The 23,668-nt window shown below is 69.8% G+C and carries 26 protein-coding genes; 10 read left to right on the top strand and 16 right to left on the bottom strand.

Annotated features, from left to right (window positions below; genetic code table 11):
* Positions 1-13: 13 nt before the first annotated feature.
* The 3 genes from cobJ to ACWEH3_RS20690 all read right to left on the bottom strand — a co-directional run bounded on the left by cobJ (position 14) and on the right by ACWEH3_RS20690 (position 2,738).
* Positions 14-1,567 (bottom strand): precorrin-3B C(17)-methyltransferase, encoded by a 1,554-nt coding sequence (gene cobJ / locus ACWEH3_RS20700; RefSeq protein WP_450020571.1) that lies wholly within the window; start codon positions 1,565-1,567, stop codon positions 14-16.
* Complete coding sequence (locus ACWEH3_RS20695; protein ID WP_355077592.1) at positions 1,564-2,199, bottom strand: precorrin-8X methylmutase; 636 nt, start codon at positions 2,197-2,199, stop codon at positions 1,564-1,566. Before ACWEH3_RS20695 ends, cobJ begins: the two co-directional genes overlap by 4 nt.
* Positions 2,200-2,300: 101 nt before the next feature.
* Positions 2,301-2,738 (bottom strand): Lrp/AsnC family transcriptional regulator, encoded by a 438-nt coding sequence (locus ACWEH3_RS20690; protein ID WP_063018151.1) that lies wholly within the window; start codon positions 2,736-2,738, stop codon positions 2,301-2,303.
* 98 nt (positions 2,739-2,836) lie between these two features.
* On the opposite strand from ACWEH3_RS20690, the gene ddaH reads away from it, so the two are divergent.
* Positions 2,837-3,721 (top strand): dimethylargininase, encoded by an 885-nt coding sequence (gene ddaH / locus ACWEH3_RS20685; RefSeq protein ID WP_450020568.1) that lies wholly within the window; start codon positions 2,837-2,839, stop codon positions 3,719-3,721.
* A gap of 12 nt (positions 3,722-3,733) precedes the next feature.
* Here the strand turns inward: ddaH and cobG are convergent, their stop codons facing one another.
* Positions 3,734-4,939 (bottom strand): precorrin-3B synthase, encoded by a 1,206-nt coding sequence (gene cobG, locus ACWEH3_RS20680; RefSeq protein ID WP_450020566.1) that lies wholly within the window; start codon positions 4,937-4,939, stop codon positions 3,734-3,736.
* Positions 4,940-4,983: 44 nt separating this feature from the next.
* Positions 4,984-6,003 carry an alpha/beta hydrolase gene (locus ACWEH3_RS20675; RefSeq protein WP_450020564.1) on the bottom strand — a complete coding sequence of 340 codons (1,020 nt, stop codon included), beginning with the start codon at positions 6,001-6,003 and terminating at the stop codon, positions 4,984-4,986.
* Positions 6,004-6,363: 360 nt separating this feature from the next.
* On the opposite strand from ACWEH3_RS20675, the gene ACWEH3_RS20670 reads away from it, so the two are divergent.
* From ACWEH3_RS20670 to ACWEH3_RS20660, 3 genes are all read left to right on the top strand, one after another.
* Entirely contained in the window at positions 6,364-7,437 is a 1,074-nt protein-coding gene (locus ACWEH3_RS20670; protein ID WP_450020562.1) for a hypothetical protein, read from the top strand.
* A gap of 157 nt (positions 7,438-7,594) precedes the next feature.
* Positions 7,595-8,377 (top strand): SAM-dependent methyltransferase, encoded by a 783-nt coding sequence (locus tag ACWEH3_RS20665; protein WP_450020560.1) that lies wholly within the window; start codon positions 7,595-7,597, stop codon positions 8,375-8,377.
* Positions 8,378-8,404: 27 nt separating this feature from the next.
* On the top strand, positions 8,405-8,845 hold the full coding sequence (locus ACWEH3_RS20660; RefSeq protein ID WP_450020558.1) for a nuclear transport factor 2 family protein: 441 nt from the start codon (positions 8,405-8,407) through the stop codon (positions 8,843-8,845).
* 65 nt (positions 8,846-8,910) lie between these two features.
* Here ACWEH3_RS20660 and ACWEH3_RS20655 read toward each other — a convergent pair whose 3' ends face one another.
* Positions 8,911-9,453: a hypothetical protein gene (locus ACWEH3_RS20655; protein WP_450020556.1), complete on the bottom strand. Its 543-nt coding sequence runs from the start codon at positions 9,451-9,453 to the stop codon at positions 8,911-8,913.
* Between the two features lie 41 nt (positions 9,454-9,494).
* Here ACWEH3_RS20655 and ACWEH3_RS20650 point away from each other — a divergent pair, with 41 nt between their 5' ends.
* The 3 genes from ACWEH3_RS20650 to ACWEH3_RS20640 all read left to right on the top strand — a co-directional run bounded on the left by ACWEH3_RS20650 (position 9,495) and on the right by ACWEH3_RS20640 (position 14,101).
* Positions 9,495-9,665 carry a hypothetical protein gene (locus ACWEH3_RS20650; protein WP_364428247.1) on the top strand — a complete coding sequence of 57 codons (171 nt, stop codon included), beginning with the start codon at positions 9,495-9,497 and terminating at the stop codon, positions 9,663-9,665.
* A gap of 175 nt (positions 9,666-9,840) precedes the next feature.
* Positions 9,841-13,416, top strand: coding sequence for a cobaltochelatase subunit CobN (locus ACWEH3_RS20645; protein WP_450020553.1), 3,576 nt, complete (start codon positions 9,841-9,843; stop codon positions 13,414-13,416).
* A gap of 166 nt (positions 13,417-13,582) precedes the next feature.
* On the top strand, positions 13,583-14,101 hold the full coding sequence (locus ACWEH3_RS20640) for a hypothetical protein (RefSeq protein WP_450020551.1): 519 nt from the start codon (positions 13,583-13,585) through the stop codon (positions 14,099-14,101).
* Positions 14,102-14,167: 66 nt separating this feature from the next.
* Here ACWEH3_RS20640 and ACWEH3_RS20635 read toward each other — a convergent pair whose 3' ends face one another.
* The 6 genes from ACWEH3_RS20635 to ACWEH3_RS20610 all read right to left on the bottom strand — a co-directional run bounded on the left by ACWEH3_RS20635 (position 14,168) and on the right by ACWEH3_RS20610 (position 17,889).
* On the bottom strand, positions 14,168-15,520 hold the full coding sequence (locus ACWEH3_RS20635; RefSeq protein WP_450020549.1) for a cytochrome P450: 1,353 nt from the start codon (positions 15,518-15,520) through the stop codon (positions 14,168-14,170).
* Between the two features lie 117 nt (positions 15,521-15,637).
* Complete coding sequence (locus tag ACWEH3_RS20630; RefSeq protein ID WP_355077611.1) at positions 15,638-16,006, bottom strand: STAS domain-containing protein; 369 nt, start codon at positions 16,004-16,006, stop codon at positions 15,638-15,640.
* 454 nt (positions 16,007-16,460) lie between these two features.
* Entirely contained in the window at positions 16,461-16,718 is a 258-nt protein-coding gene (locus ACWEH3_RS20625) for a DUF4235 domain-containing protein (RefSeq protein WP_450020547.1), read from the bottom strand.
* Entirely contained in the window at positions 16,715-17,110 is a 396-nt protein-coding gene (locus ACWEH3_RS20620) for a DUF3618 domain-containing protein (protein WP_450020545.1), read from the bottom strand. Before ACWEH3_RS20620 ends, ACWEH3_RS20625 begins: the two co-directional genes overlap by 4 nt.
* Positions 17,107-17,523, bottom strand: coding sequence for a phage holin family protein (locus ACWEH3_RS20615; RefSeq protein WP_450020543.1), 417 nt, complete (start codon positions 17,521-17,523; stop codon positions 17,107-17,109). Before ACWEH3_RS20615 ends, ACWEH3_RS20620 begins: the two co-directional genes overlap by 4 nt.
* A 180-nt stretch (positions 17,524-17,703) precedes the next feature.
* A complete protein-coding gene (locus tag ACWEH3_RS20610) occupies positions 17,704-17,889 on the bottom strand; it encodes a hypothetical protein (protein WP_450020542.1) in 186 nt (61 codons plus the stop codon).
* A gap of 337 nt (positions 17,890-18,226) precedes the next feature.
* Between ACWEH3_RS20610 and ACWEH3_RS20605 the strand changes: the two genes are divergently transcribed.
* Positions 18,227-18,517: an RskA family anti-sigma factor gene (locus ACWEH3_RS20605; RefSeq protein ID WP_450020540.1), complete on the top strand. Its 291-nt coding sequence runs from the start codon at positions 18,227-18,229 to the stop codon at positions 18,515-18,517.
* A 12-nt stretch (positions 18,518-18,529) separates the two neighbouring features.
* On the opposite strand, the gene ACWEH3_RS20600 is transcribed toward ACWEH3_RS20605, so the two are convergent.
* Complete coding sequence (locus ACWEH3_RS20600) at positions 18,530-19,681, bottom strand: carboxylate-amine ligase (protein WP_450020538.1); 1,152 nt, start codon at positions 19,679-19,681, stop codon at positions 18,530-18,532.
* Between the two features lie 248 nt (positions 19,682-19,929).
* On the opposite strand from ACWEH3_RS20600, the gene ACWEH3_RS20595 reads away from it, so the two are divergent.
* Positions 19,930-20,880: an FAD-dependent oxidoreductase gene (locus tag ACWEH3_RS20595; RefSeq protein ID WP_450020535.1), complete on the top strand. Its 951-nt coding sequence runs from the start codon at positions 19,930-19,932 to the stop codon at positions 20,878-20,880.
* 25 nt (positions 20,881-20,905) lie between these two features.
* Here the strand turns inward: ACWEH3_RS20595 and ACWEH3_RS20590 are convergent, their stop codons facing one another.
* Positions 20,906-21,283 carry a hypothetical protein gene (locus ACWEH3_RS20590; RefSeq protein ID WP_355077627.1) on the bottom strand — a complete coding sequence of 126 codons (378 nt, stop codon included), beginning with the start codon at positions 21,281-21,283 and terminating at the stop codon, positions 20,906-20,908.
* A gap of 208 nt (positions 21,284-21,491) precedes the next feature.
* On the opposite strand from ACWEH3_RS20590, the gene ACWEH3_RS20585 reads away from it, so the two are divergent.
* Positions 21,492-22,763: a PucR family transcriptional regulator gene (locus ACWEH3_RS20585; RefSeq protein ID WP_450020533.1), complete on the top strand. Its 1,272-nt coding sequence runs from the start codon at positions 21,492-21,494 to the stop codon at positions 22,761-22,763.
* Here ACWEH3_RS20585 and ACWEH3_RS20580 read toward each other — a convergent pair.
* The gene (locus ACWEH3_RS20580) at positions 22,697-23,479 is read right to left on the bottom strand and encodes a histone deacetylase (RefSeq protein WP_450020531.1); all 783 of its coding nucleotides are present in this window, start codon (positions 23,477-23,479) and stop codon (positions 22,697-22,699) included. The genes ACWEH3_RS20585 and ACWEH3_RS20580 overlap by 67 nt on opposite strands.
* Positions 23,476-23,668 (bottom strand): hypothetical protein (locus ACWEH3_RS20575; protein WP_450020529.1); only part of this gene is annotated, 193 nt, incomplete at its 5' end. The genes ACWEH3_RS20575 and ACWEH3_RS20580, both read right to left, overlap by 4 nt.

Genomic DNA, 23,668 nt, shown 5'->3' with positions numbered 1-23,668 from the left:
GCGTCAGGCGATACTACGCGTCGCCGGCGGCCGCGTCGCGCGTGCGGCCGTAGCGGCGGGAGGTGAAGACCCGGGTGCCCGCACCGGTTTCCAGCGCCGTGGTGGTGGACGCGCCGATGATCAGCAGCGTCCGCATGTCCACCTCCGCGGGGTCGAGGTCGCCGAGCGGCACCACCCGGACCGACTCGGTGGGCCCGCCGACGTCGCGCCCGATGACGACGGGCGTGTCGGGCTTGCGATGCTCCAGCAGCAGATCCCGCATCGCGCCCACCTGCCAGGTGCGTTGCGAGGATGCCGGATTGTAGATCGCGATCGCCATGTCGGCCGCCGCGACCGCCGAAAGGCGTTGCGCCACAACCTCCCACGGCTTGAGTCGATCGGAGAGCGAGATCATCGCGTAGTCGTGCCCGAGTGGCGCGCCCACCCGGCTGGCCACCGCGTTGGCCGCGGTGAGCCCGGGCAGCACCCGCACCGGCACCGTGCGCCACTGCGGGTCGGCGGATTCCTCCAGCACCGCCGCCGCCATCGCGAAGACGCCCGGATCCCCCGAGGAGACGACCGCGACCCGCGCGCCCCGCTTGGCCAGATCCAAGGCCATGGCCGCGCGCTCGGACTCGACCCGGTTGTCGCTGGGATGGCGACGCTGGCCCGGGCGTTCGGGCACCCGGTTCAAGTAGGTGGTGTAGCCGACCAGGTCGGTCGCCTCCGCCAATGCCGCGCGCACCTCGTCGGTGGTCCACTCGGACGCGCCGGGACCCAGGCCCACCACCACGACCTCACCGATCTCCTCCGCATCACGGTCACGCTGAACGGCCTCCTCTTCGAGGCGGGGCAGCGGCGTGGTCGGCTCGGGACCCGGCACGAGGGTGATGGCGAAGTAGGGCACCTCGGCGTCGTCCACCGCGCCCGCGTGCAGCACGCGCTGTTCGGTGGTGCTCGCGCGCTCGACGTAGTATGCGCCCGCGAGTCGCCCGGAATCCGTAAGCGCTTGGCGCACACCGGGATACGTTCGTCCCAATTTCATGATCGCGGCGGCGTCGGTGCTGCGCAGGCGCCGGGTGAGTTCGTCGACCGGCATGGTGCCGGGCAGCACGGTGAGCACTTGCTCGCCCTCGACCAGCGGTGTGCCCAGCGTCGCCGACGCCGCGCTCACGGACGTGATGCCGGGGATGATCTCGGCTTCGAACCGGTCGGCCAGCCGCCGGTGCATGTGCATATAGGAGCTGTAGAACAGCGGGTCGCCCGCGGCGAGCAGCGCGACCGAGCGGCCCGCGGCGAGGTGCTCGGCCAGCCGCTCGGCGGCCTGTTCGTAGAACTCGTCGATCGCACCCTGATAACCGCCGGGATGGTCGGTGGTCTCGGTGGTCACCGGGTAGACGAGATGCTCTTCCAGTTGGCCGGGGCGCAGGTACGGCGCCGCGATACGGCGGGAGATGCTGCGGCCGTGGCGCGCGCTGTGGAACGCGATCACGTCGGCCGCGCCGATCACGTTGGCCGCCTTGACCGTCACCAGTTCCGGATCGCCCGGACCGAGTCCGACGCCCCACAGCTTGCCCGGAGTGCTCATTCCTGTTCGCTCGCAATCGCGTTCAGCGCGGACGCGGTGATGGCGCTGCCGCCGCGCCTGCCGCGCACGGTGAGGTATTCGACGCCGCCGAACTCGATCAGCGCGTCCTTCGATTCGGCCGCGCCGACGAAGCCGACCGGGATGCCGAGCACGGCCGCGGGCCGGGGCGCTCCCGCGTCGAGCAGGTCGAGCAGATGGAACAGCGCCGTGGGCGCGTTGCCGATCGCGACGACGGCGCCGTCGAGACGGTCGCGCCACAGTTCGAGCGCGGCGGCGGAGCGAGTCGTGCCCCTGGCGGCGGCCAACTCCGGCACGCGCGGGTCGGCGAGGGTGCACAGCACCTCGTTGTCGGCGGGCAGTCGTTTCCTGGTCACGCCGGAGGCGACCATGGTGGCGTCACAGAGAATCGGCGCGCCCGCGCGCAGCGCTGCCCGTGCCGAGGCGACGACGCCGGGGGAGAAGGCGATGTCCGCGGCGAGATCCACCTGACCGCAGCCATGGATCATCCGCACCGCCACCTGAGCCACGTCCGGCGGGAATCCGCTGAGATCGGCCTCGGCGCGGATCGTCGCGAACGAGCGACGGTAGATCTCGGCCCCGTCGGTCAGATAGCTGGCGCGTACGTCGGACATGCGGTCCACCATATGGGTGCGGGTCCGGACAGATCGGTCCGGGTCGGGCGCTTCGCATCCCGGGCCCGGCGGCCGGACACCGTGGGGGCGGGGCCGCCGGATCAGGTCCGCGGACGCTCGAGAATCCGCGACATGACGATGGCGCTGCGGGTGCGCCCGACGCGCGCGTTCTCCCTGATCCGTTCCACGGTCACCTCGATCTCGGCCATGTCGGTGGCCATCACGTGCACCAGCGCGTCGGCCTCGCCCGCGATCGTCCACACGCCGACCACCTGGGGGATCGGTTCGAGACTGCGTTTGAGTTCGGCCGGGGAGATGTTGTCGCGGTAGTACACCTCGACGTAGGCCTCCGTCTTCCAGCCCAGCGCGGCGGGATTGACCAGCGCGGTGAAGCCGGTGATCTGCTTGGCCGCCACCAGCCGGTCGACTCGCCGTTTCACCGCGGGCGCGGACAATCCGACCACGCCGCCGATTTCCTGGAACGAAGCCCGCGCATTCTTCAGCAATTGTTCGAGAATCCGCCGGTCGAGGTCGTCCATGTCACACCTTCTCTCGCCTTACGCAACAACTCGCTGATTTTTGCCTTATATACGCAATGAATCGTCATTTCTAGCGCAATGCTAGGCGATTTACCGTCATGACAGCTGAAAGTCCACGCTCACTGCCGGGAGTTCCGTTGACGTCTGTAGCCACCCTCCCCCTCGAGTCCACCGCCCGCCGTTCGTCGCCGCGCCGGTTCGTGATGTGCCGTCCCGACCACTTCGACGTCACCTACTCCATCAATCCCTGGATGGATCCCGACGAGCCCGTCGACCGCTCGCTGGCCATCGCGCAGTGGGAAAGGTTGCGTGCCACGTACGCCGAACACGGGCACACCGTGGAGGTGGTGCCCGGTGTCGCGGGCCTGCCCGACATGGTGTTCGCCGCCAACGGCGGGTTGATCGTCGGCGACCGCGCCATGTCGGCTCGCTTTACGCACCCCGAGCGTGCCGCGGAAGGCCCGGCCTACCACGCCTGGTTCGCTCGCTCCGGCGTGGCGAACCTGGTGGCCGCCGCGGAATGCAACGAAGGCGAAGGCGACTTCCTCCTGGTCGGTGACCGGCTCCTCGCGGGGACGGGATTCCGCAGCTCACTTGCCGCGCACGAGGAGGTGTCGCGCCACTTCGGTCTGCCCGTGGTGTCGCTGGAACTGGTCGATCCGCGCTTCTACCACTTGGACACGGTGCTGCTTCCGCTGGACGCCGCGACCATTGCCTACTACCCGCCCGCCTTCAGCCCGGCGGCGCGCGCGGTGCTGGCGGAGCTCTACCCCGACGCGATCGTGGCCACCGACGCGGACGCGGCGGTGCTCGGGTTGAACGGGGTCTGCGACGGCGCGAACGTCTTCCTCAGCAGCGCGGCCACCGACCTGAGTGAAGCCCTGCGTGCCCGTGGCTACCACCCGGTGGGGATCGAGATGTCCGAGCTGCTCAAAGCCGGTGGCTCCGTCAAATGCTGCACCCTCGAGATCCATGGCGGGTGACCTGCCGGGATCTCAGGGAACGCGGGGCGGCCGGTCGACGCGATAACCCTCGCTCGTGGCGACGATGTCGGTGACGACTTCCTGGGGACGGCCGCAGCGGCGATCGCAGCCGGACCAGTGCTGGCGGCCGGCCACCGCGACCTCCGCGGCGGACATCGTCCGCGGGAGGTCGAGCGGATCGGCGGGCCCCGGCAGCACCCGGCCCGCGCCGACGGCGTCCGCCGCGTCGGCTCGGACGTCGGTGTGCGACTTCGCGCAGCCAGGCTGCCCGGCGCAGGCGCTGACCAGCAGCCAGGGCGAGTCGGCGTCGAAGATCAAGCCCATCGGCGCGAGCACGCGCACCACCTGCTCGGCGGTCCACTCCGCCAGGTCGGTGACCACCAGGCTGCGCCACGGCGTGAGGAAGACCGGTCGTTCGACCGCGGCGAGGAATTCGGCGGTGCGGGCGGGCAGGGAGCCGAGGCGCACACCCATGCCGAGGGCGACCGATCCGTCGTCCTGCTCCAGCCAGCCGATCGGACTACTCGGTGCGGCGGGGAATTCGAGTTTCGCGGCGCTCGGTGCCGAGCCGAGGCGACCGGTGACGCGTTCGGCGCCGTGTGCGATCTCGTGCAGCCGCCACCGGCCCGGGTCCGCGCCGCGCAGATCCAGGAATTCGTGCGCGGCGGCGAGCATGACGTCCACAGTGTCGGCGGCGGACAGCCGCAGGCCGCTGTCGCCGCCCGCCAGCAGCAGCGCGAACTCGTCTGCCCCGACCGCGTGCACGCCGATGTCGGGGCCGAGGCCGCTGACGTCGCCGCGCCCGTCGTCGAGGGTGAACAGCACCCGGCCGGGCAGGTCGGCCAGCCGCGGCGCCGCGAGCAGGCCGGTGTCCAGCGCGCGAACCAGCGGGTGCACGTCCGCCAGGCCGCCGATCCGGCCGGACAGCGGCGAGGCGATGATGTTGCGCACCCGTTCGTGCGTGGTGCTCGGCAGGAGACCCGCGGCCACGAGCCGGTCGGTCAACGCTCCGGCATCACTCACCCGGCGCAATTGGACGTTGCCGCGCGAGGTGAGCTCGATGTTGCCGTCCGCCAGGTCGTGCGCGGCCTCCGCCAGTGCCTGTAGCTGTGCGGGCTCCACGCGACCGCCGGGCACGCGAATCCGGGCCAACGGCCCGTCGGCCGCCTCGTGCAGCCGCAGTACGCCCGGGCAGGAATCAGGAGCACGTCGTGTCATAGCGACTCCAGCCTACGGACGCGGCTGCCGGGCGGAACGGCCGGTCACTGCCCGATCGAACGCACCCAGTCGACGACGGCGGCCCGGTATTCGGCGGTGTTGCGCGCCAGATTGACCGAATGCCCGCTGCCGGGCAGCACGAAGGTGCGTAGTCGCGCCGCCGGGCCGAAGAACGGCGCTTCGGTGGCGCGCAATGTCTCGGCATCCGCGCAGACGGCATACGCGGGGCCGCACGAGAGCCGGTCCCGACTGCCGTCGACGACGAGAACCGGGACATCGATGAAGTTGCTCATCGGCGGAAGGGTGGAGGTCAGGCCGTCGGGATACTCGGTCGGCGAAAAGACCTCCTTGGTGGCTTCGTCCACCGCGAGAACTTCGGGGTCGGCCGTCTCGGGAGCGAAGAAATCGGCCGCGCGGGTGCCGGGTCGCGTCGCCAGATAGCCCGCGTCGTAACCGCGCCCGGCGAATTGCGGATCCTCGGCGGCCTGGTGGTAGGTGGAGATGACGCCGAGAACCTCGGACACGTTGAGCGCGTGGGAGTAACCGGTGAGTAGGACACCGTCGACGTCCTGGTAGGTGGTCGCCTCCAGGACGTCGATGCCCGAGCTGAGGGAATGCCCTCCGGTGATGACCTTGCCGAACGGGGGCGTGCCCGCCAGTCCGGCGCGCAGGGACCGGACGATGTCGTGCAGGGCACGGGCGGAGACCGTCGCCGTCACCTGCGTGCTCGGCGGGCGGGTGCTCGCGCCGTTGCCGAGCCGGTCGATCACCAGCGTCGCGATGCCCGCGGCGTTCATCGCCCGCCGGAAGCTGTAGGTCTCCGGAGCGTAGGGGAAATCCCAGTACGTGGCGTTGTAGTTGGAACCCGCGATCAGCACCATGACGGTGTCGGTGGCGCGCGCCGTGGGGGTGCACAAGGATCCGGCCATCTCGCCGAGCGGAACGGGGATGGAGACAGCTGTGCAACGACCCGGCGCGGTGTCCTCGGCGTGGACAGTGCTCGGTGTCAGGCAGAGAAGTATGGCCGCCGCGGACACGGCGATCGACCGTAGCGAGGTTCGCACGCGACGCAGGCTATGCGTGAACTTCGCCGCGCGCAATACCCGCAGACGCCGGATCCGGTCACGCGTGGCGTCCGTAAAACGTTTTCCACCAGATGATTTCGGTGTGCGACCCACTTGTTGCCGCGGACGCCCACGGGTTCCGGATATTCGTGAACGCCGTCGATCGCGAGTGCTGTCCATGGTCGTATGCCGCCAGTCCCGGCGGATCGTGCCGCTGGTTGCCCGGCGAACGGCGATACCGCGCACAATGTTCCGTGGCTATCGCATAGTTGATGCCGCACGCGTCTACTCGGCCGCGCCCGATAACGCTTCGGGAGTGCGGATGTCCGAGACGACGCGATGGACAAGGAGCGCGGGAACGTGGGTGCGAAGGGACAAGGGGCGGGTACGCGGACGGTGCACTTCGTCGGAAGTTTTCCGGCCGAAAGCACGGACGTCGCGATGCGGGCCATGCTGGACAGTGCGGGGACGCGATTGCGTACCCTGCCGACGGGGGAGACCCGGCGCTACGAGTTCTACATCCAGCCGATCATCGAAGACCTGGTCGACCAAGGGGTCCTGGCGGTGAAGAAACAGGGGACGTGGGGCTCGAGCAGGCAGCGGGCGATCCACCGCGTCGCGCGGGGCGCCGAATTGCCCAGCGAAGCCATGGATCTCGGCTATCTCGGCGAGGCCGAGGAGGCGCTGCCGATCTTTCGCGCGCTGCGCGCCGAGCACGACCTGCCCGGTCTCGCACTCCAGATCGGCATGCCGACCGATTTCACGCTGACGTTCATCGCGATGGGAGCCGCCGGTGTGCGGCGGCATCGACGCGCCTTCCTCGACGCCACCGTGCGGGACATCACGGCCATTCGCGAGCTCGCAGGCGACGACGTCGTCGTGCAGCTGGAAGCCACCGCGGAACTGGTACTCATGGCGAAGTCGCAGCCGTTGCACCGGCTGACCGATCGGGCGCTCGGGCTGGGGGAGGGGATCGCGGCCCTGGCCGCGGCCGCCCCCGAAGGCACCCGTTTCGGGGTGCACCTGTGCCTCGGCAGTTTGCGCAACAAGGCACGAGGCCGGTTGCGCGATGCCCGGCCGCTGGTCGATCTGGCCAATTCCGTCGTCGGCCATTGGCCGCGGGGGCGCGTCCTGGAATACGTGCACGGTCCGCTCGCGGCGGGCGACGTACCTCCATCGGAGAAGGCGGAATTCTATACGCCTTTGGCGAAATTGGCCCTCGACGCCGGTACGAATTTCTACGCGGGGTTCGTGCACGACGTTCCTACCGAGGCACAGCAGACGGAGACATTGCGGATCATCGAGAACGCGCTGGGCCGTCCGATCGACGGCCTCGCTTGCGCCTGTGGTCTGGGTCGCCGTCCCCGCCCGGTGGCGGATGAGCTGATGGCGCGAGCGGAGTTGCTGGCGGCGGGCGGGACGAGCGGCGAGTGAGTCCGTGCGCGTGCGTGCTCGACAGCGCGTGAAACAACGTTCCCCGCAATGTCATTCGATACGCGGGTGCCTTTCCGGGGCCGAGAACCGAGGCGACGGCCCACGACTGTTTTGTTAGGATCATGACTCGGGGCGATCGGGAGGTACGGTGTCCGGCATGGAGCGAGCACCGCGGGGCGTCGATCCGAACCTGCCGAATTCCGCGCGGGTATACGACTATCTTCTGGGCGGCAAGGACAATTACGAGGTGGACCGGGCGGTCGCACACCGCATGCTGTCCATCGCCCCGGATACCCGAACCTTGGCCTGGTTCAGTCGCCAGTTCCTGGTGCGTGCGGTCCAGTCGGCCGCCGAGGCGGGGATCCGGCAGTTCATCGATCTGGGCGCGGGTATCCCGACGTCACCGAACGTGCACGAGGTCGCCCACAAGACCGACCCGTCGGCGCGGGTGGTGTACGTCGATTTCGACCCGGTCGTCCACGCGCACTGCAATGCCCTGCTGGCGCACGCGGACGGGGTGAGGGCGATGCTGGGTGACGTTCGCCGTCCGGACGACATCATCGACCGGCTGCGCAGCGGTGGTTCGATCGACTTCGACGAGCCGGTCGCGATCACGCTCGTCGGCGTCCTGCATTTCGTGATGGACGACGAAGGCCCGGCCGAGATCGTCGCTCGGCTGCGGGAAAACCTGGCTCCGGGAAGCTATCTGGCGTTCACGCACGGCTCCGACGACAGCAATTCGGACTTCATCGACCAGTCGTCGTCGGATACCGCCAAATCCTCGGCCCAGGTGGTCTATCGGTCTGCGGCCGTGGTCGAGTCGTTCTTCGAAGGGTTCGAGATACTCGAGCCCGGTGTGGTTCCCCTGCAACAGTGGCTCGGCGACGACCTGCCGGAAACCGGGCTGGTGCTGCTGGGCGGGGTAGTCCGCAAGGCATAGGACGCGCTCGCCGACTAGGGTCGGCGTATGTCCGAAACTTCCACTCTCGCCGACCGGCTCGCCATCGTCGATGTGATCACCAAGATGTTCGTGTACACCGACCAGAAGCGCTGGGAAGACTTGTCGGCGGAGGTGTTCACGCCGACCGTTGATTTCGACGGCGGTTTCGGCGGGCCGGTCGGGGAGCGTGCCACCGCCGACATCATCGCGGATTGGCGCACCGGGCTCGCCGACCTCGACGGGGTGCACCACCAGTCGGGCAACCATCTCATCGATCTGGACGGCGACGCGGCGCGCGTGCACGCGGACGCCATCGCGGTGCACGTCAAGAATGCCGCGACCGAGGGCAAGACCCGTACCTTCGTCGGCAGCTACTCCCTCGGCGTCGAGCGCACATCGCAGGGGTGGCGGGTCAACCGGTTCCACTACCACCTCAAGGTGATCGACGGGAACGCCGACCTGGTCTAGGTCCGGCGCGAATCCTGCACGGCCGTCGTGTGATCGGTCGTGCAGGTGTCACCGGCGCGCGGTCGTCACGGTGTCGTCGTCGGTTGCGTCTCCGATCGAGTCGGCGCCGGTTTCGCCGTCGCGCGTGAGCGCCCCGGCGCCCATACCCCGATCAGGGCCGCGGCGACGAAGGTGACAATGCCCAGCGCCAGCGCGGACTGCTGGGCGCCGTGCACGAAGGCCGATTCGGCGAAGTCGGCCAGGGGCGCGGCTTGCGGGCCGATCCGCTCGGTGACCTGCAGCGCCGCGGCCAGCGAGTCGCCGGCCGGTTCGCGAATCTGCTCGGGCAGCCGCGGCAGGGCGGGTGCGATCCGGTGGCTGTACCCGGCGGCCAGGATGCTACCGGCGATGGCGATGCCGACCGCCGCGCCCACTTCGCGCGCCGCGTCGTTCACCGCGGCGGCGACGCTGTGTTTCTCCACCGGAGTGCCCGCGATGATCGCGGCCGTCGCGGGCGCGGTGCACAGGCCGATGCCGGTGCTCATGATCAGGAACGGCCAGAGCAGGTCGACGTAAGTGGTGTCGACCTCGACGCGGGAGAGCGCGACCAGCGCTATCCCGATGATCACCAGCCCGCAAGCCGTTCGACCAGCTCTTCGGCGATCCGGATGTGCGCGCCCAACTCGGTGATCCGGACGTGACGTTCGCGCTGACCCAGCTCGTCGGCCCGATCGTCTTCGCCAGGCTGGTCGGGCTCGAACCGATCGGCACCGCCGACTGCGCACGACTCGTGGACGACTTCTTGGCGGCCAGGGCGAGCGACCGCGACCGTCGCGGCTGATCGAGCGGGGCGCGTGGACGAGGACGATCCGGACGGCAGGTAGCATCGGCGTGCTCGGCGGACGACGAGGAAACCGGTGAAAGTCCGGTGCGGTCGCGCCACTGTGGAAAGCCAGACCCTCCCCGGCGAGCAGCGAACCCCCGATGGGCGCGTCACCCGAGGAAGGCTGCCACCCGTGATTGTGCTGTTGTCCACGTCCGACACCGATCTGCTCAGTGCCCGCGCCAGCGGAGCCGACTATCGGTGGGGAAATCCGGCTCGCCTGCTGGTCGACGACCTGCCCGGCCTGCTCGACGGCGCCGATCTGGTGATCGTGCGCATTCTCGGCGGCAAGCGGGCCTGGGAAGACGGGCTGGAGGCGCTGCGCGCCAGCGGGATTCCGCTCGTCGCTCTCGGCGGCGAGATCGCCCCGGACGCCGAATTGATGGAATGCTCCACCGTCCCGGGCGGCGTCGCGGCCGACGCGCACAACTACCTGGCCGCCGGCGGCCCGGAGAATCTGCGCCAGTTGCACAATTTCCTGTCCGACACCGTGCTGCTGACCGGCCACGGCTTCGAGCCGCCGATCCAGTTGCCCAGTTGGGGCGAATTGGACCGGGTCGCCGCTGAGCATCCCGATGGGCCGACCGTGGCGGTGATCTACTACCGCGCCCAGCATCTGGCGGGCAACACCGCCTACGTCGACGCCCTGTGTACCGCGATCGAACAGGCGGGCGCGCGGGCGCTGCCGCTGTACTGCGCGTCGCTGCGCACCGTCGAACCCGCGTTGCTCGAAACGCTGCGCCGCGCCGACGCGCTGGTGGTGACGGTCCTGGCCGCGGGCGGCACCAAGCCGGCCACCGCCTCCGCGGGTGGCGAGGACGAGGCGTGGGATGTCGGGGCGCTCGCCGACCTGGATGTGCCCATCCTGCAAGGGCTGTGCCTGACCACGGGCCGGGCCCAGTGGGAGGCCAACGACGACGGGCTGTCACCGCTGGACGTCGCCACCCAGGTGGCGGTGCCGGAATTCGACGGGCGGATCATCACGGTCCCGTTCTCGTTCAAGGAATTCGACGCCGACGGCCTGTCCACCTACGTCCCCGACGCCGAGCGCGCCGCGCGTGTCGCGGGCATCGCGACGCGCTACGCGCGGCTGCGTCTCATCCCCGCCGAACGCAAGCGCATCGCCGTCATGCTGTCGGCCTACCCGACCAAGCACGCCCGCATCGGCAATGCCGTCGGTCTGGACACCCCGGCAAGCGCGATCCGCCTGCTCACCGAAATGCGCTCCGCGGGTTACGATCTGGGCGCACCCGGCGAGATTCCCGGCCTGGACGAACAGGACGGGGATGCGCTCATCCACGCCCTGATCGCCGCCGGAGGTCAGGATCCGGACTGGCTGACCGCCGAACAGCTGGAGGGGAACCCGATCCGCATCGGCGCGGCGACCTACACCGCCTGGTTCGACACCCTGCCCGGCGACCTGCGCGAGGCCGTCGTCGAAGCGTGGGGCCCGCCGCCGGGCGAACTCTACGTCGACCGCTCCGCCGACCCGGCCGGTGAGATCGTCATCGCCGCATTGCGTTTCGGCAATGTCGTGCTCATGGTGCAGCCGCCCCGCGGTTTCGGCGAGAACCCCGTAGCCATCTACCACGACCCTGATCTGCCACCCAGCCACCACTATCTGGCGGCCTACCGCTGGCTCAGCGCGCCCGAGGGTTTCGGCGCCGACGCGATGGTGCACCTGGGCAAGCACGGGAACCTGGAGTGGCTGCCCGGCAAGACGCTGGGCATGTCGGCCTCCTGCGGCACCGATGCCGCTCTCGGTGATCTGCCGCTGATCTATCCGTTCCTGGTGAACGATCCCGGTGAGGGCACCCAGGCCAAACGACGAGCGCACGCCACCCTGGTGGACCATCTGATCCCGCCGATGGCTCGCGCCGAAACCTACGGCGACATCTCGCGACTGGAGCAGCTGCTCGACGAGCACGCCAACATCTCGGCCCTGGACCCGGCCAAGCTGCCCGCGATCCGTCAGCAGATCTGGACGCTGATGCGCGCCGCGAAAATGGACCACGACCTCGGCCTGACCGAGCGTCCGGACGAGGAATCCTTCGACGACATGCTGCTGCACGTCGACGGCTGGCTGTGTGAGATCAAGGACGTGCAGATCCGCGACGGCCTGCATGTTCTCGGCTCCGCTCCGGCCGGGGAGAGCGAACTCGACCTGGTGCTGGCCATGCTCCGCGCGCGTCAGCTGTGGGGCGGCGAGCGCACCGTGCCCGGCCTGCGCGAAGCCCTCGGCCTCGACGAGTCGGGAGGTGAGGCGCGTGAGCGCGTGGACGCCGTGGAGGCTCGCGCCCGCGCGCTGGTCGCGGCGTTGCAGGCGGCGGACTGGTCGCCGGAGGCGGTCGACGGTATCGCCGACGACCCGCAGGTGCGCCTGGTGCTGCGGTTCGCGGCCACGGAGGTGGTGCCGCGCCTGCGGCAGACCGGCGTGGAGATCGACCGCGTCCTGCACGCGCTCGACGGTGGGTTCATCCCGGCAGGCCCGAGCGGGTCGCCGTTGCGCGGCCTGATCAACGTCCTGCCGACCGGACGCAATTTCTACTCGGTCGATCCCAAGGCCGTGCCGTCCCGGCTGGCCTGGGAGACCGGGCAGGCCATGGCGGAATCCCTGCTGGAGCGCTACCACGCCGACCACGGTGAATTCCCGCGGTCGGTGGGTCTGTCGATCTGGGGTACCTCCGCGATGCGCACCTCCGGCGACGACATCGCCGAAGTGCTCGCGCTGCTGGGCGTGCGGCCGGTCTGGGACGAGGCCAGCCGCCGCGTCCGCACGCTCGAGGTGATCTCGCTCGCGGAACTCGGCCGTCCCCGAATCGATGTCACGGTGCGCATCAGCGGCTTCTTCCGCGACGCCTTCCCGCACGTGCTCGCCCTGCTGGACGACGCGATTCGCCTGGTCGCCGATCTGGACGAGCCGCACGAGGACAACTACGTCCGCGCGCACGCCCAGGCCGATCTCGCCGAGCACGGCGACCAGCGGCGCGCCACCACCCGCATCTTCGGTTCCAAGCCCGGCACCTACGGGGCGGGCCTGTTGCAGCTGATCGATGCGAAGAGCTGGCGCACCGACGACGACCTCGCCGAGGTCTACACCACCTGGGGCGGCTACGCCTATGGGCGCGATCTCGACGGCGCGCCCGCCGCGGAGGACATGCGCGGCGCGTATCGCCGGATAGCCGTGGCGGCCAAGAACACCGACACCCGCGAGCACGACATCGCCGACTCCGACGACTACTTCCAGTTCCACGGCGGCATGGTGGCCACGGTGCGTGCGCTGACCGGCAAGAACCCGGAGGCCTACATCGGCGACAGCACACGTCCGGACGCCGTGCGCACCCGGACGTTGTCGGAGGAGACGGCACGGGTGTTCCGGGCCCGGGTGGTGAACCCCCGTTGGCTCGAAGCCATGCGCAGGCACGGCTATAAGGGCGCGTTCGAAATGGCCGCGACCGTCGACTATTTGTTCGGCTACGACGCAACGACCAACGTGGTGGCCGATTGGATGTACGAAAAGCTGACGGAGAGCTACGTTTTCGACGAGGCGAACCGAAAGTTCATGGAGCAGTCCAATCCATGGGCGCTGCACGGCATCGCCGAGCGGTTGCTTGAGGCGGCCGAGCGGAAACTGTGGGAACGTCCCGAACAGGACACGCTCGATCGGCTGCGGCAGGTATATCTGGAGACCGAAGGGGAGCTGGAGTAGCTACGCCCATCCCATTTTCCGGATTCGTCACGAAATACGCTGTCGTGCAGAGCATCTTGGGTATGCCAACTGTCCGAAGCAGTGATGTGGAACGTCTATAATCGCTGATGTTCCATGGCTGTACCCAGGTAACGACAGATCGAATCTGCTGAGGATGGGAAAGCTCATGAAGTTCAGGAAATTGGTAGCGACCACGCTGCTGACCATTGCCACCACCGGTCTCACGGCAGCTACCGCCTACGGGCAGGCCGAAATCTACGATCCCGCGCTCGGCGACGACGCCGTGGCCTCCTCCGTCGTCGTCGCGCCGGACCGGTCGAGCGCGACGCTGACGCTCGCCTCCGGCACGTTCGCGGTCACGCCGGAGGTGATCACCGTGCTCGCGCCGAACGGCGAAGTAGTGGCGACGGTGCCGACCACTCTGCGATCCGCGATGGGGCAGCAGGTCGCGGTTGCTCCGGAAATCAACGCGGACGCAACGACTTTGACCCTGACGCCGGTCGGCGCCGCCATTCCGGAGCCGGGTGCGCCGCAGTTCGTGGGTGACGCCGGGAGTGCCCTGGGCGGCGTGCTGATCGGCTGCGCCATCGGCGCCGTGGTCGGTCTGATCTTCCTCATCATCGGCGTGTTCCCCGGCTGCGTGCTCGGCGGCCTCATCGGCGGTGTCGCGGGCGCGCTCCGGTAGTCGCGTCTGCGTGAGTGGTGCGATCGGCCGCTCCCGGTCTCCCTCCGGTGGCGCGGCTGATCGCGCCTAGCCCGCTTGGGTCATGCACGGCTCGACGGTGAAGTCGAGCCCGAAATTGTTCAAGGTCACCGGCAGTGGAGCGTCCGGATTCGGGCGCGGGGTGGATCGCAGCCGGAAATCGGCCGAGCTCAGCAGGTGTGCGAGCAGCGTGCTGGTGACGAACAGCACCAGGTTGCGGCCGGGGCAGTCGGCGGGGCCCGCGCTGAACGGCACGAGTTGGGGATACTGCTCCGCGCGGCCGTCCAGCCAGATCTCCGGGACGAACTGGTCGGCGAAGGGCAGCAGTTCGGCATCCCGGTGGAACGCAGGCACCGCGATCATCAGCGCGGCGCCCGCGGCGATGGTGAAGCGCTCGTCGCCGTCGCGCCACTCGGTATCGGCGGTGATGTCGCGCAGCAGCATGGGTGTGGTCGGCCACAGCCGCACCGACTCGAGGACGCAGGCGCGCAGATAACCGCGCAGGTCGACGCGTTCCGGATCGACGGCGTCGGCGAGTGCGCGGGCCTGGTGCTCGGGGTGAGTGCTCAGCACGGCCAGTGCCCGGCTCAGCGCGATGCCCGCCGCGTCGAAGGCGAACAACCAGTGCGGTATCTGCCCGACCGGATCGGTCGCGCCGCCCGCGGGCACCGCGGCCAACGCTCCGGCGAGACTGTCCGGCGAAGCGGACTCCACGTGGCGGTACAGCCGATTGGTGAACTGGTCGCGCTGCCTGCGATGCGCAGGCGCGAGGAACGACCAGTTGCCCGCCGAGCGCAGCCGGGAGAGCTCGTCGGTGAGCACGGTGTCGTCGCGTCCTCGCTCGCCGAGCACGATCCGCCGCACCAGCCGCCACCAGCGCGTGGTGAACTGCCGCGCGTCCAGGTGGCCGCGGTGCAGGGCGGACAGGATCAACTCGCGCGCCTCCTCCGCGATCGCCTCGGCGAACGGACCGGACAGGCGATGCAACGGCTCGGCGGAGTCCAGCGCGGCCTCGTTCACGGCGCGGCGCTGGTCGCGGATCGGTCCCTCCGAGAGCAGGACGCCGTGCGGCTGGAACTGGCGCAACGCGGCGCGCTTCTCCCGATTCGCCGGACTGAACGGCGTCGGCGCGTCGGCCAGCACCCGTCCCACGTCATGCGGATCGAGAACGACCACGATCCGGCGACCCGGCACCACGAGCTCGACCGGGCCGTCGCCGAACTCGCGCCGCAACTGCCGCACGCGCTCGATCGCCCTGGCATCGGCTCCGGTGCGTTCCAGTAGGCCCAGCACCGGCCTGCGCCGTGCGATGACACCCGAGGCGACCGAGGCGAATCCGAGATCCGCCAACGCCGCCACCGCAGGCACTCCCACCAATCGGTGTTCGCGGGTTTCTGCCATACGGCCTCCTCCCGGTGCGCTCAGGTCGACACGGTGCCGACGACCGGTCACATACCCGGCGACACGGGGTCGAAACCGTGTCGCGGGCTGAGCGGCACCGATGCGGTGCCGGGAAGCTCAGTTCGGCGCCTGGGTCTCGTTCACCGCGAGCGCGTCCTCGACCGAGTCGAACACCGTGAGCAACCGGTCCAGCGCGGTCACCTCGATCGGCCTGCGCGCGGCGTCGCTGGGGACGACGCGCAAGCCACCGGAGCCGGTGGCTTCCGAGGCCGCCAGCAGGACGCTCAGCCCGGCGGAGCCCAGGAACCCGACGTTGGTCATGTCCACCACAACGGCGGCGGGTGCGTCGCGCAGCGCCTCGTCGAGAGCCGATTGCAAGCGCGGCGCGGACGCCATGTCTATCTCGCCGTGCACGGTGACGACCACCGTGTCCTCCGCCGACCGCACCTCGACCTCCAGCGCCCGGGGCGCGCTTTCGGAACTCACAATCCACCTCCCGTGCCGGCGACGCGTCCTCGGCAGTACGCCACGTCGACCTCCGCTCCGGTTCACGTCTCTTGCGCACGGGTTCTCGGCGCAGAGAGCGACCACTCCGCGGCCAACTTACCCCATCCCGTCGCGCGCTAATCACACTGTGCTCCCGATCGCGCTTCCGACCAGGCGGTATCATGCGGCCGGACGAACTCGTTGCGCCGGTCCGACAGCTCCCCGACGGTCGCTCGGGGGAGCCGTGACGCAAGAGCCGACCGAAGGGGGCCGATCCCCATCAGCGGTGCGACGAAGCATGCCGTCGTGCACGGTCGAGGCGGACGATCGACCTCGGTGACGGGTGCGGCTTCACGATAACGCCCGGGTGCAGACGCACACACCGAATTGCCGCCGTGACTCGAGAACCTCGAGTCACGGCGGCAGTCATTTCGAGCTGCGGCGATGCGCCGCGTTATTCCGGCCAAGTGCCGGTGAGCGATTCGTAGCCTTTCGCGCCCGCGCGGTCGATCGCGGCCTTGACCAGGCCGAAAACCGCGCCCTGCAATGCCGCGGCGAAAAGCACCTCGCGCCAGGAATGCTCCCGCGCCGTCGACGTCGGGGCCTGCCCCTCACCGGTGATCTGCTTCCACACCTTGGTGAACACGGCGTTCGCGGCGAGGCCGCCGAGCACGCTGATCAGCATGCCGAGTGGTTTGTAGAGCGTCTTCATCGCTGCCTCCGCACGATCTGCCAGATCAGGGCCGCGAGCACCGCCGCGCCGAGGGCCGCGGGAATCGGATGGGCACGCAGTGCGCCGCCGGCCTGCCTGCCGCGTTCGGCCACCGGCTCCGGTGTGGCCGCCGCCACTCGGTGGGCGAGGTCGGCCGCGCCCGTCCTGGCCTGCTGGGCCTTGTCCGCGACGGTGAGCGCCGCCTCGGACGCCGCGTGCTGAGTCGCCTCGACGGCGTCGTGCGCCTTCTCCTTGCTGCGCGCGGGCACATCGAGTTTGTGGCCGAGCTCTTCGACCGTCCGGCCGAGATCCGCCCTGGCCTGGTCGCGGTCGCGCCGCAGGGCCGCGACGTCGTCGGTGGGCCGGCCGGCCCCGGGTCGGCTGTCACTCATCCCCGCCTCCTGTCCTTGATCACCTCGATGTCCTCGCGAACGCCCTCGACCGCTTCCTGCGGGATCGGCGGATTCGCCTCTTCGACGCTCTTCTTCCCGGCCAGACCGAGCCCCGCCGCGACCACCAGCAGCGCGCCCGCGACGATCAGCGCGGACGCCCAGCCCGGCAGCACCTCGGTGAGGCCGAGCACCGCAGCGGCGACCAACGCCGCCCCGCCGTAGAACGCCAGTAGCGCCGCCACGCCCGCCAGGCCCGCTCCGAGGCCGAACCGCTTGCCCTTCTCCCGCATCTCGACGCGAGCGAGCTGGAGTTCGTCGCGGATGAGCCGGGACACCTGGGTGGTGGCGTCCTCGACCAGTTCGCTGACCGACCGTGCGTTCGCGGGCGGGCGAACCTGTGTCGTCTCGGTCATGAGACCTCCTTCGGCATGTCACACCTCCTGCCCGGCGACTACCCGCGCGTCCGGATTCCAATCGGACGCCGCGGCCGGTCCGGCGGGGTTAGTGGTGTGCGACGCGCGGAGCGGCCGCCGCGGGGCCGTAGCTCGCGATGGAACCGAAGCCGTAGCGGTGCAAGCCGATTCGCTACGAGGTCAGCTGAGCTGCTCGTGGTACGCGACGTCGATGAGCCGGTCCGCGGCGAAGAGCAAGGCCGCGACGTTGAGATCGATCTCCTCGCGTCGGCCGAAGAAGCGCGAACGGGCGGCCGGGTCCCAGCCGAGCGCCACGGTGACGTGTTCGAGCGGGACACCACGCTCGTCGCGGAGCTCGGTGCGCATCGGTGTTCTCCTCCGCGTCGGAAAGCGGGCACGGGCGCGGCGGCTCCGACGCGTCCGCCGACGTTCCGGGCCGAAACCATCGAAACGACTTCGGCGGACGAGGGAGGTACCCGTTTCCGGTTCGAATATGGCGAGAATCCAATCCGCGAGACGGTGCGCCGCGAAGTCAAGGCATGCGGGTTGGCACGAGGCAGGTGCGCCGAGATCGCGGTGCGGGTCCATCCACGCATGGTCGTACGCCTGCGGAGTCCGCGGTCCGTTCGCGCGTCGAGGTCGCGGCGAGACCGCGATCGGCGCACCCGGGCCCGCCGGTCGGGCCGGTCGAAGGTGACCGGCGATGACGGGCGCCGAGCCGTGCCGCGCTGATCTGCTCGATCTGGCGTACCCGTACGCGATGGACGCGGTGGCCGAGATCGAGCGCAGGCGCATCGAAAGCCGGGTCGCGACGGCGGAATCCGGCACCGCCGCGGCGTTCGCCGGCGCGGTGCGGCGTATCCGGGAGACGTTGGCGGCACTGAGCGCGACCGCCGCGGTGAATCCGCCACCCACCCTCGAGTCGAAGATCCTGCGGGCGATCGATGATTCGAGTCCGAGCGCGGCCCGGCGCGGCCGGCCACGCAGCGCATAGCCACCGTCGTGCTCAGCTGAGCGGCGCTCCGGTCGCCGGTGTCGCGCGGGAACTGCCCGGCTGGTCGCAGCCTTCCAGGGTCGCGCGCGCCACCTCCTCGACGACGTCGTCGATCTCCCCGCGCGCCCGCAGCGCCGCGATCTGTCGGTGCGCGCCGTTACCGCGCGCGAGCAGGCGGCCGAACGCCTCGTCGACGAATCGGCGGTCGCCCGCGTCCTCCAGCGCGGGCGCGGCGTAGTCGATCAGCCGGCACAGCAGGTCGCGCATGGGCGCCACCGTGCCGTCACGAGGGTCGACGCCGTCTCCGGCCAGCCCCGAACGCGCTGCCTTCCAGTACGCCGCCCGCAACATCTCCGCGGGCACCTGCGGCGCGAGCTGCCCCGCCGCCAGCGATCTCTCCGCCATCACGACGACGGCGCGCACCAGCGCGGCCAAGAGCGCGGTCTCCTCGACGGTGGCCGGAATGTCGCTGACCCGGATCTCGACGGTCGGGAACGTGACCGAGGGACGGACGTCCCAATAGACCATCTGCTTGTCCAGGATGCTGCCGCTGTTGAGCATCATCGCGACCATCGTTTCGTAGTGCCGCGCGGATTCGAAGTACGGAGGTGGTCCGGCGCTGGGCCAGCGCCGCCACAGGATGCTGCGCCAGCTGGCGAAGCCGGTCTCGGTGCCGCGGTAGATGGCGGAGTTCGCGGTCATCGCGAGCAGCTGCGGCAGCCACGGCCGCAGGTGGTTGCTGATCTGGATCGCGGTTTCGACATCGGGGATGCCGATGTGCACGTGACAGCCCGACAGCCCCTGCTCGTGGGCGAGCATGCCGAAGTTCTCTTCGATGCGCTGGTAACGCGGGGTCTCGGTGACCGGGAACTCGTGCGGGACGGTGGGCGGGATGCCGACCGCGAGCAAGCGGGCGTCGTTTTGCTCGGCGCAGGCCGCGATGCCGCGGCGCAGGTCGCGCAACTGCTTGTGCAGTGCGCCGATATCGCTGTGGACCGCGGTGCTGGTCTCCACCTGACAACGGGTGAGTTCGAGTTGCAGGTCGATGCCGAGTTCCTCGGCGGTACGCGCCACCTCGACATTGCGTGCCAGCGGTTCGCCGGTGCGCGGGTCGACGAGCAGGAACTCCTCTTCCACCCCGATGGTCAGCCGCCCATCGTCCATATGGTGGCAATACCCAGGGCCCGGCGCGCTAGTCAACCGAACGCGTGCGGTTCGCCGAGCGGTCGCCGTCCGCGCCTCGACGCCGTTCGGAACGGCCGGATGTCGGCACCGCGGCCGCAGCCTGTGCGAGCCGTAGTGGCCGTGACGACCGGCGTCACGTCGCTCGACGATGCCGACCGCTCCGCGCCTCCCATGGGCGGTGCTGCGGGAACAGCGCTGGGCGGGTAGGGCTCGATACTCTCGCTCCCATGCGGATCGTCGTCCTCGGCTCGGGCATCTCGGGTCTGTCCACCGCGGCCGAACTGCTTCGAGCCCGGCACGAGGTCATCGTCGTCAGCGCCGCGCCGATCACGGCGACGACGTCCTTCCTCGCCGCCGCGGTCTGGTTTCCGACCGCCGCCGGCCCCGCCGATCGCGTGCTGGCCTGGAGCGAGACGACCTTCGAGCACTTGGCGGCGCTGGCCGCCGCCGGTGCGCCGGGCGTGCGGATGTGCGCGTCCATGGCGCTGTATCGCGACGAGCCCGCGATTCCCGCGTGGTCGCGGTCGGTGCGCTCGTTCCGGCCGGCCGATCGGGGTGACCTGCCTCCCGGCTACGGATTCGGGTTCCGTTTCGAAGTTCCTTTGGTGGAGATGCCGACCTACTTGCCGTTCTTGAGCGCGCAGGTGGACGCGGCAGGCGCGCGTCGCGTGCTGCGTGCTGTGCGGAGCCTCGACGATCTCGCGGACCTGTCGCCGGACGTCGTGGTGAACTGCGCCGGGCTGCGGGCCGCCGAGTTGGTGGGCGACCCGGAGGCGTATCCGATCCGCGGCCAGATCGTGCGGGTCGCGAACCCCGGGCTGTCGGTGTCGGTCCGCGACGAAGCCCATCCGCTCGGTCGCGCCTACGTCCATCCGCGCGCGAACGATTGCGTCTTGGGTGGTTCGCTGGACACCGGCGAGTGGGACACCGCGCCCGACCCCGACCTCACCCGATCGATCCTGCGGCGTTGCCGCGATCTGGTCCCCGGGCTCGACGGCAGTGAGGTGCTGGACGCCGTGGTAGGACTGCGCCCCGGTCGCCGGGAAGTCCGCGTGGAACTCGACACCGCCGTGCTACCCGGCACGCCCGTCGTCCACAACTACGGCCACGGCGGCTCCGGCATCACCATCGGCCACGGATGCGCGCTGGAGAGCGCCGCGCTCGTAGCGGCGCTGTGAGCGGCGGCCGGTGCGTCGGTCGCGCTCAGTTGGCGTAACTGCGCGCCACCACCGAGTTCAGCGTCTCCAGGAATTCGCTGAGCACGCCGGGCTCGACCCGGTCGCGCGCGGTGCGCCGCCCCGGGGAATCCGTGGCGGGTGCGGCGAGGCCCGCGTCGACGCTGTCGCGCAGGACGGCGTGCACCGCTTCGATCGGGATGCCCGCCTGGGCGCATCGGGTCGCCGCGTGCTCGAACCGGCCCAGCGCGAGACTGCCCGCCGCCTCGGCCGCGTCGACCAGGACCAGGGCCAGTTCCAAGCCCATTCTGATCAGCGCGTCGGGGCCGCCGCGATGGGCGCCACGAGTGAATCTCGCGGACACTTCGGTGATGTCCCGATCTTCTTCGTGCGGGCCGATGTTCATGGCCCTCCCTCCGCGCGGCGACCCTGCTGCCACCGACGTTACGACGGGGATCGAAAGAATTCGACCGCGCGATTACGACTTGTGAGGCTTCACAGACGCGCGTCGCCCGGTTCGGGTGGTGTCCCCAACCGAGGGCTCGGGCCTCGGCACGCCGACCCGGTCAAGTTACCGTGGAGTACTTTCCGCGATCGGGGAGGGAAGGAGTCACATGTCCATCACCGATTCGGCAGGCCCGGATCTGACCCTGTCGGGCCGCCCGGCCAGTTCTTCACTGCGGGACGTGCGGAATCTGTCGCGCAAGATGGTCGGCCATTTCATCGAGACCGTCGCGCACTGCCGGACGCTCCCCGGTGAGGCGCTCAACGGCGACATCACCAACATCACCCGCCTGTGCCTGGAACTGGCCGTCAGCATGCTCGACGGCAGTGACATCCCGGAGAAGACCCTCCTGCTGCGCAACGCCGCGGCGGGCTGGGCGCGAGAAGGCATTCCGATCGACACCATCCACCATGCCGTGCACGAGGGATTCAAGCTCGGCTTCGACCTGATCGTGGCGAACGCGACCGCCGCGGACTTCGACAGTCTCAAGGAGATCAGCCGCCGCCTGCTGGAGATCCTGGACACCATCACCTCGACCGTATCGCGGGCTTACGTGACCGAGTTGCGCGCCGTGGTCGGCGAGCACCACACGGCCGCGCACACCCTCGCTTCGGCCCTGCTCGGCGGGCACCCGACCTTCACCATGGCCCGCGAATGCGGAATCCAGATCGCCGACTCGTATTCCGTTGTGGCCCTGGCAATTCCGCCGCACCCGGAGGAACGCAACCCGCATCTCGACGGTGCGGTGGTCGCGCGGCGGAAGCTGCGCCGAGTGCAATCCGAACTCGCCACCCGCTGCGGTGAATCGGTGTTGTCGCTGCTCAGCGTCGACGGCGGCACCATCCTGCTACCGTCCGCGTCGTCGGAGGACAAGGCGCTGGACGAACTGGTGGACAGCCTCGGCCGTGCCGCGCAGGTGCCGATCGTCGCGACGGTGATCGCCGCGACCCCGGTCGAGGTGCCGACGGCCGCCGACCGCGCGCACGAGTTGCTGGACATGGTGCAACGGCTGCGCTGGACCCGCGGGCTGTTCCGCTTCGACGACCTCGCGCTCGAATATCAGCTCACCCGGCCCGGACCCGGACTGGAAACCCTGCGCACACTGCTCGACCCACTCGACGAGCACCCCGAACTACTCGAGACGCTCAAACGTCATATCGGCACGAATCTCAATCGCCAGCGCACGGCGCGCTCGCTGCACATCCACACTAACACCGTGGACTACCGGCTCAAGCGCATCGGTCAGCTCACCGGTTTCGACCCCGCCCAGGCGTCCGGGGTGTGGTACCTGCGTGCGGCGTTGGTCGCCCGGAGCTACCGGGATTCCGAGGACGAATCGCCGATCGGTGCGTGGGCGGGCGCGGCCGCGGTCTCCTCATAAGTTCGGCGCACCACCTCGTCGTCGCCGAGCAGAGCATGGACCGTCTCGGGGGTCCAGCGCCGGTCGGCGCCGGGCCGAGTGGCGAGATAACCCGCGGTCGCGCGGGCGGACCAGCCGTGTGCCGCGCGCAGGCCCGCGGCCAGATACCGCAGGTAGGCGGCAGCGGGCGGATTGCCCCGGACGTCGCGACAACGCCAAGGCGCGGTGAAGGTGAGCACCGGGTACCCGGCGTGCGTTCCCGCGCAGACCAACGTTTCGTAGCGTCCCGGGCCGAGAGTCGTCGTCCCCTGCGCGATCGCCTCGCTGAGGTCCATGTCCGCCTCCGGGGCGCGATACATCTCTTGCGCCACGATGTCGGAGAACTGGGCGGCGGTGAGCAAGTGAGCGTGCACGGCCATCTCGCCCGGGCAGTCGGGGTCGTAGAAAGCGCGGCCGCCGGTCCAGGTCAACGATTCGGTGGCGAAATACAGCACGCCCCGGAGCGAGAGGGGCGTCGAGCGGATCGGGTCGGCGTTGTCGCGGCAGCCGGGCAGGGTGAGTGTTCCTCCTGCGGGCTTGCCACCGCGAAGATAGGTCCGCAGCCTGGCCAGACTCATATTCGAGCCGTACGCGGCGTACCAGACCGGATCCGTACGTACGGGCGGCTCGGACCGATTCACGTCCGGTCGCGCGCTGGGCGCTGTCGCTGTCGCGCCGTCGGGATGGCGGGCCGTCATGGCACCCATTCTCGACTGTTCGCGACGTGGTGCCCAGCTGACCTTTCCGGCCGAAGGACGCGGTCGGCCGCCGCCGCAGCGTCTTCCTTGCCCGCCTTGCCCGCCTTGCCCGCCTTGCCCGCCTTGCCCGCCTTGCCCGCCTTGCCCGCCTTGCCCGCCTTGCCCGCCTTGCCCGCCTTGCCCGCCTTG

The sequence above is a fragment of the Nocardia sp. NPDC004718 genome (assembly GCF_053601535.1).
This window is presented reverse-complemented; position numbering and strand designations above follow the sequence as displayed.

What these genes read in the sequence shown, in the direction of transcription:
- cobJ (WP_450020571.1), bottom strand. Translation starts at nt 1,567, where the DNA reads ATGAGCACTCCGGGCAAGCTGTGGGGCGTCGGACTCGGTCCGGGCGAT.
- ACWEH3_RS20695 (WP_355077592.1), bottom strand. Translation starts at nt 2,199, where the DNA reads ATGTCCGACGTACGCGCCAGCTATCTGACCGACGGGGCCGAGATCTAC.
- ACWEH3_RS20690 (WP_063018151.1), bottom strand. Translation starts at nt 2,738, where the DNA reads ATGGACGACCTCGACCGGCGGATTCTCGAACAATTGCTGAAGAATGCG.
- ddaH (WP_450020568.1), top strand. Translation starts at nt 2,837, where the DNA reads ATGACAGCTGAAAGTCCACGCTCACTGCCGGGAGTTCCGTTGACGTCT.
- cobG (WP_450020566.1), bottom strand. Translation starts at nt 4,939, where the DNA reads ATGACACGACGTGCTCCTGATTCCTGCCCGGGCGTACTGCGGCTGCAC.
- ACWEH3_RS20665 (WP_450020560.1), top strand. Translation starts at nt 7,595, where the DNA reads ATGGAGCGAGCACCGCGGGGCGTCGATCCGAACCTGCCGAATTCCGCG.
- ACWEH3_RS20660 (WP_450020558.1), top strand. Translation starts at nt 8,405, where the DNA reads ATGTCCGAAACTTCCACTCTCGCCGACCGGCTCGCCATCGTCGATGTG.
- ACWEH3_RS20640 (WP_450020551.1), top strand. Translation starts at nt 13,583, where the DNA reads ATGAAGTTCAGGAAATTGGTAGCGACCACGCTGCTGACCATTGCCACC.
- ACWEH3_RS20635 (WP_450020549.1), bottom strand. Translation starts at nt 15,520, where the DNA reads ATGGCAGAAACCCGCGAACACCGATTGGTGGGAGTGCCTGCGGTGGCG.
- ACWEH3_RS20625 (WP_450020547.1), bottom strand. Translation starts at nt 16,718, where the DNA reads ATGAAGACGCTCTACAAACCACTCGGCATGCTGATCAGCGTGCTCGGC.
- ACWEH3_RS20620 (WP_450020545.1), bottom strand. Translation starts at nt 17,110, where the DNA reads ATGAGTGACAGCCGACCCGGGGCCGGCCGGCCCACCGACGACGTCGCG.
- ACWEH3_RS20615 (WP_450020543.1), bottom strand. Translation starts at nt 17,523, where the DNA reads ATGACCGAGACGACACAGGTTCGCCCGCCCGCGAACGCACGGTCGGTC.
- ACWEH3_RS20610 (WP_450020542.1), bottom strand. Translation starts at nt 17,889, where the DNA reads ATGCGCACCGAGCTCCGCGACGAGCGTGGTGTCCCGCTCGAACACGTC.
- ACWEH3_RS20605 (WP_450020540.1), top strand. Translation starts at nt 18,227, where the DNA reads ATGACGGGCGCCGAGCCGTGCCGCGCTGATCTGCTCGATCTGGCGTAC.
- ACWEH3_RS20600 (WP_450020538.1), bottom strand. Translation starts at nt 19,681, where the DNA reads ATGGACGATGGGCGGCTGACCATCGGGGTGGAAGAGGAGTTCCTGCTC.
- ACWEH3_RS20595 (WP_450020535.1), top strand. Translation starts at nt 19,930, where the DNA reads ATGCGGATCGTCGTCCTCGGCTCGGGCATCTCGGGTCTGTCCACCGCG.
- ACWEH3_RS20590 (WP_355077627.1), bottom strand. Translation starts at nt 21,283, where the DNA reads ATGAACATCGGCCCGCACGAAGAAGATCGGGACATCACCGAAGTGTCC.
- ACWEH3_RS20585 (WP_450020533.1), top strand. Translation starts at nt 21,492, where the DNA reads ATGTCCATCACCGATTCGGCAGGCCCGGATCTGACCCTGTCGGGCCGC.
- ACWEH3_RS20580 (WP_450020531.1), bottom strand. Translation starts at nt 23,479, where the DNA reads ATGACGGCCCGCCATCCCGACGGCGCGACAGCGACAGCGCCCAGCGCG.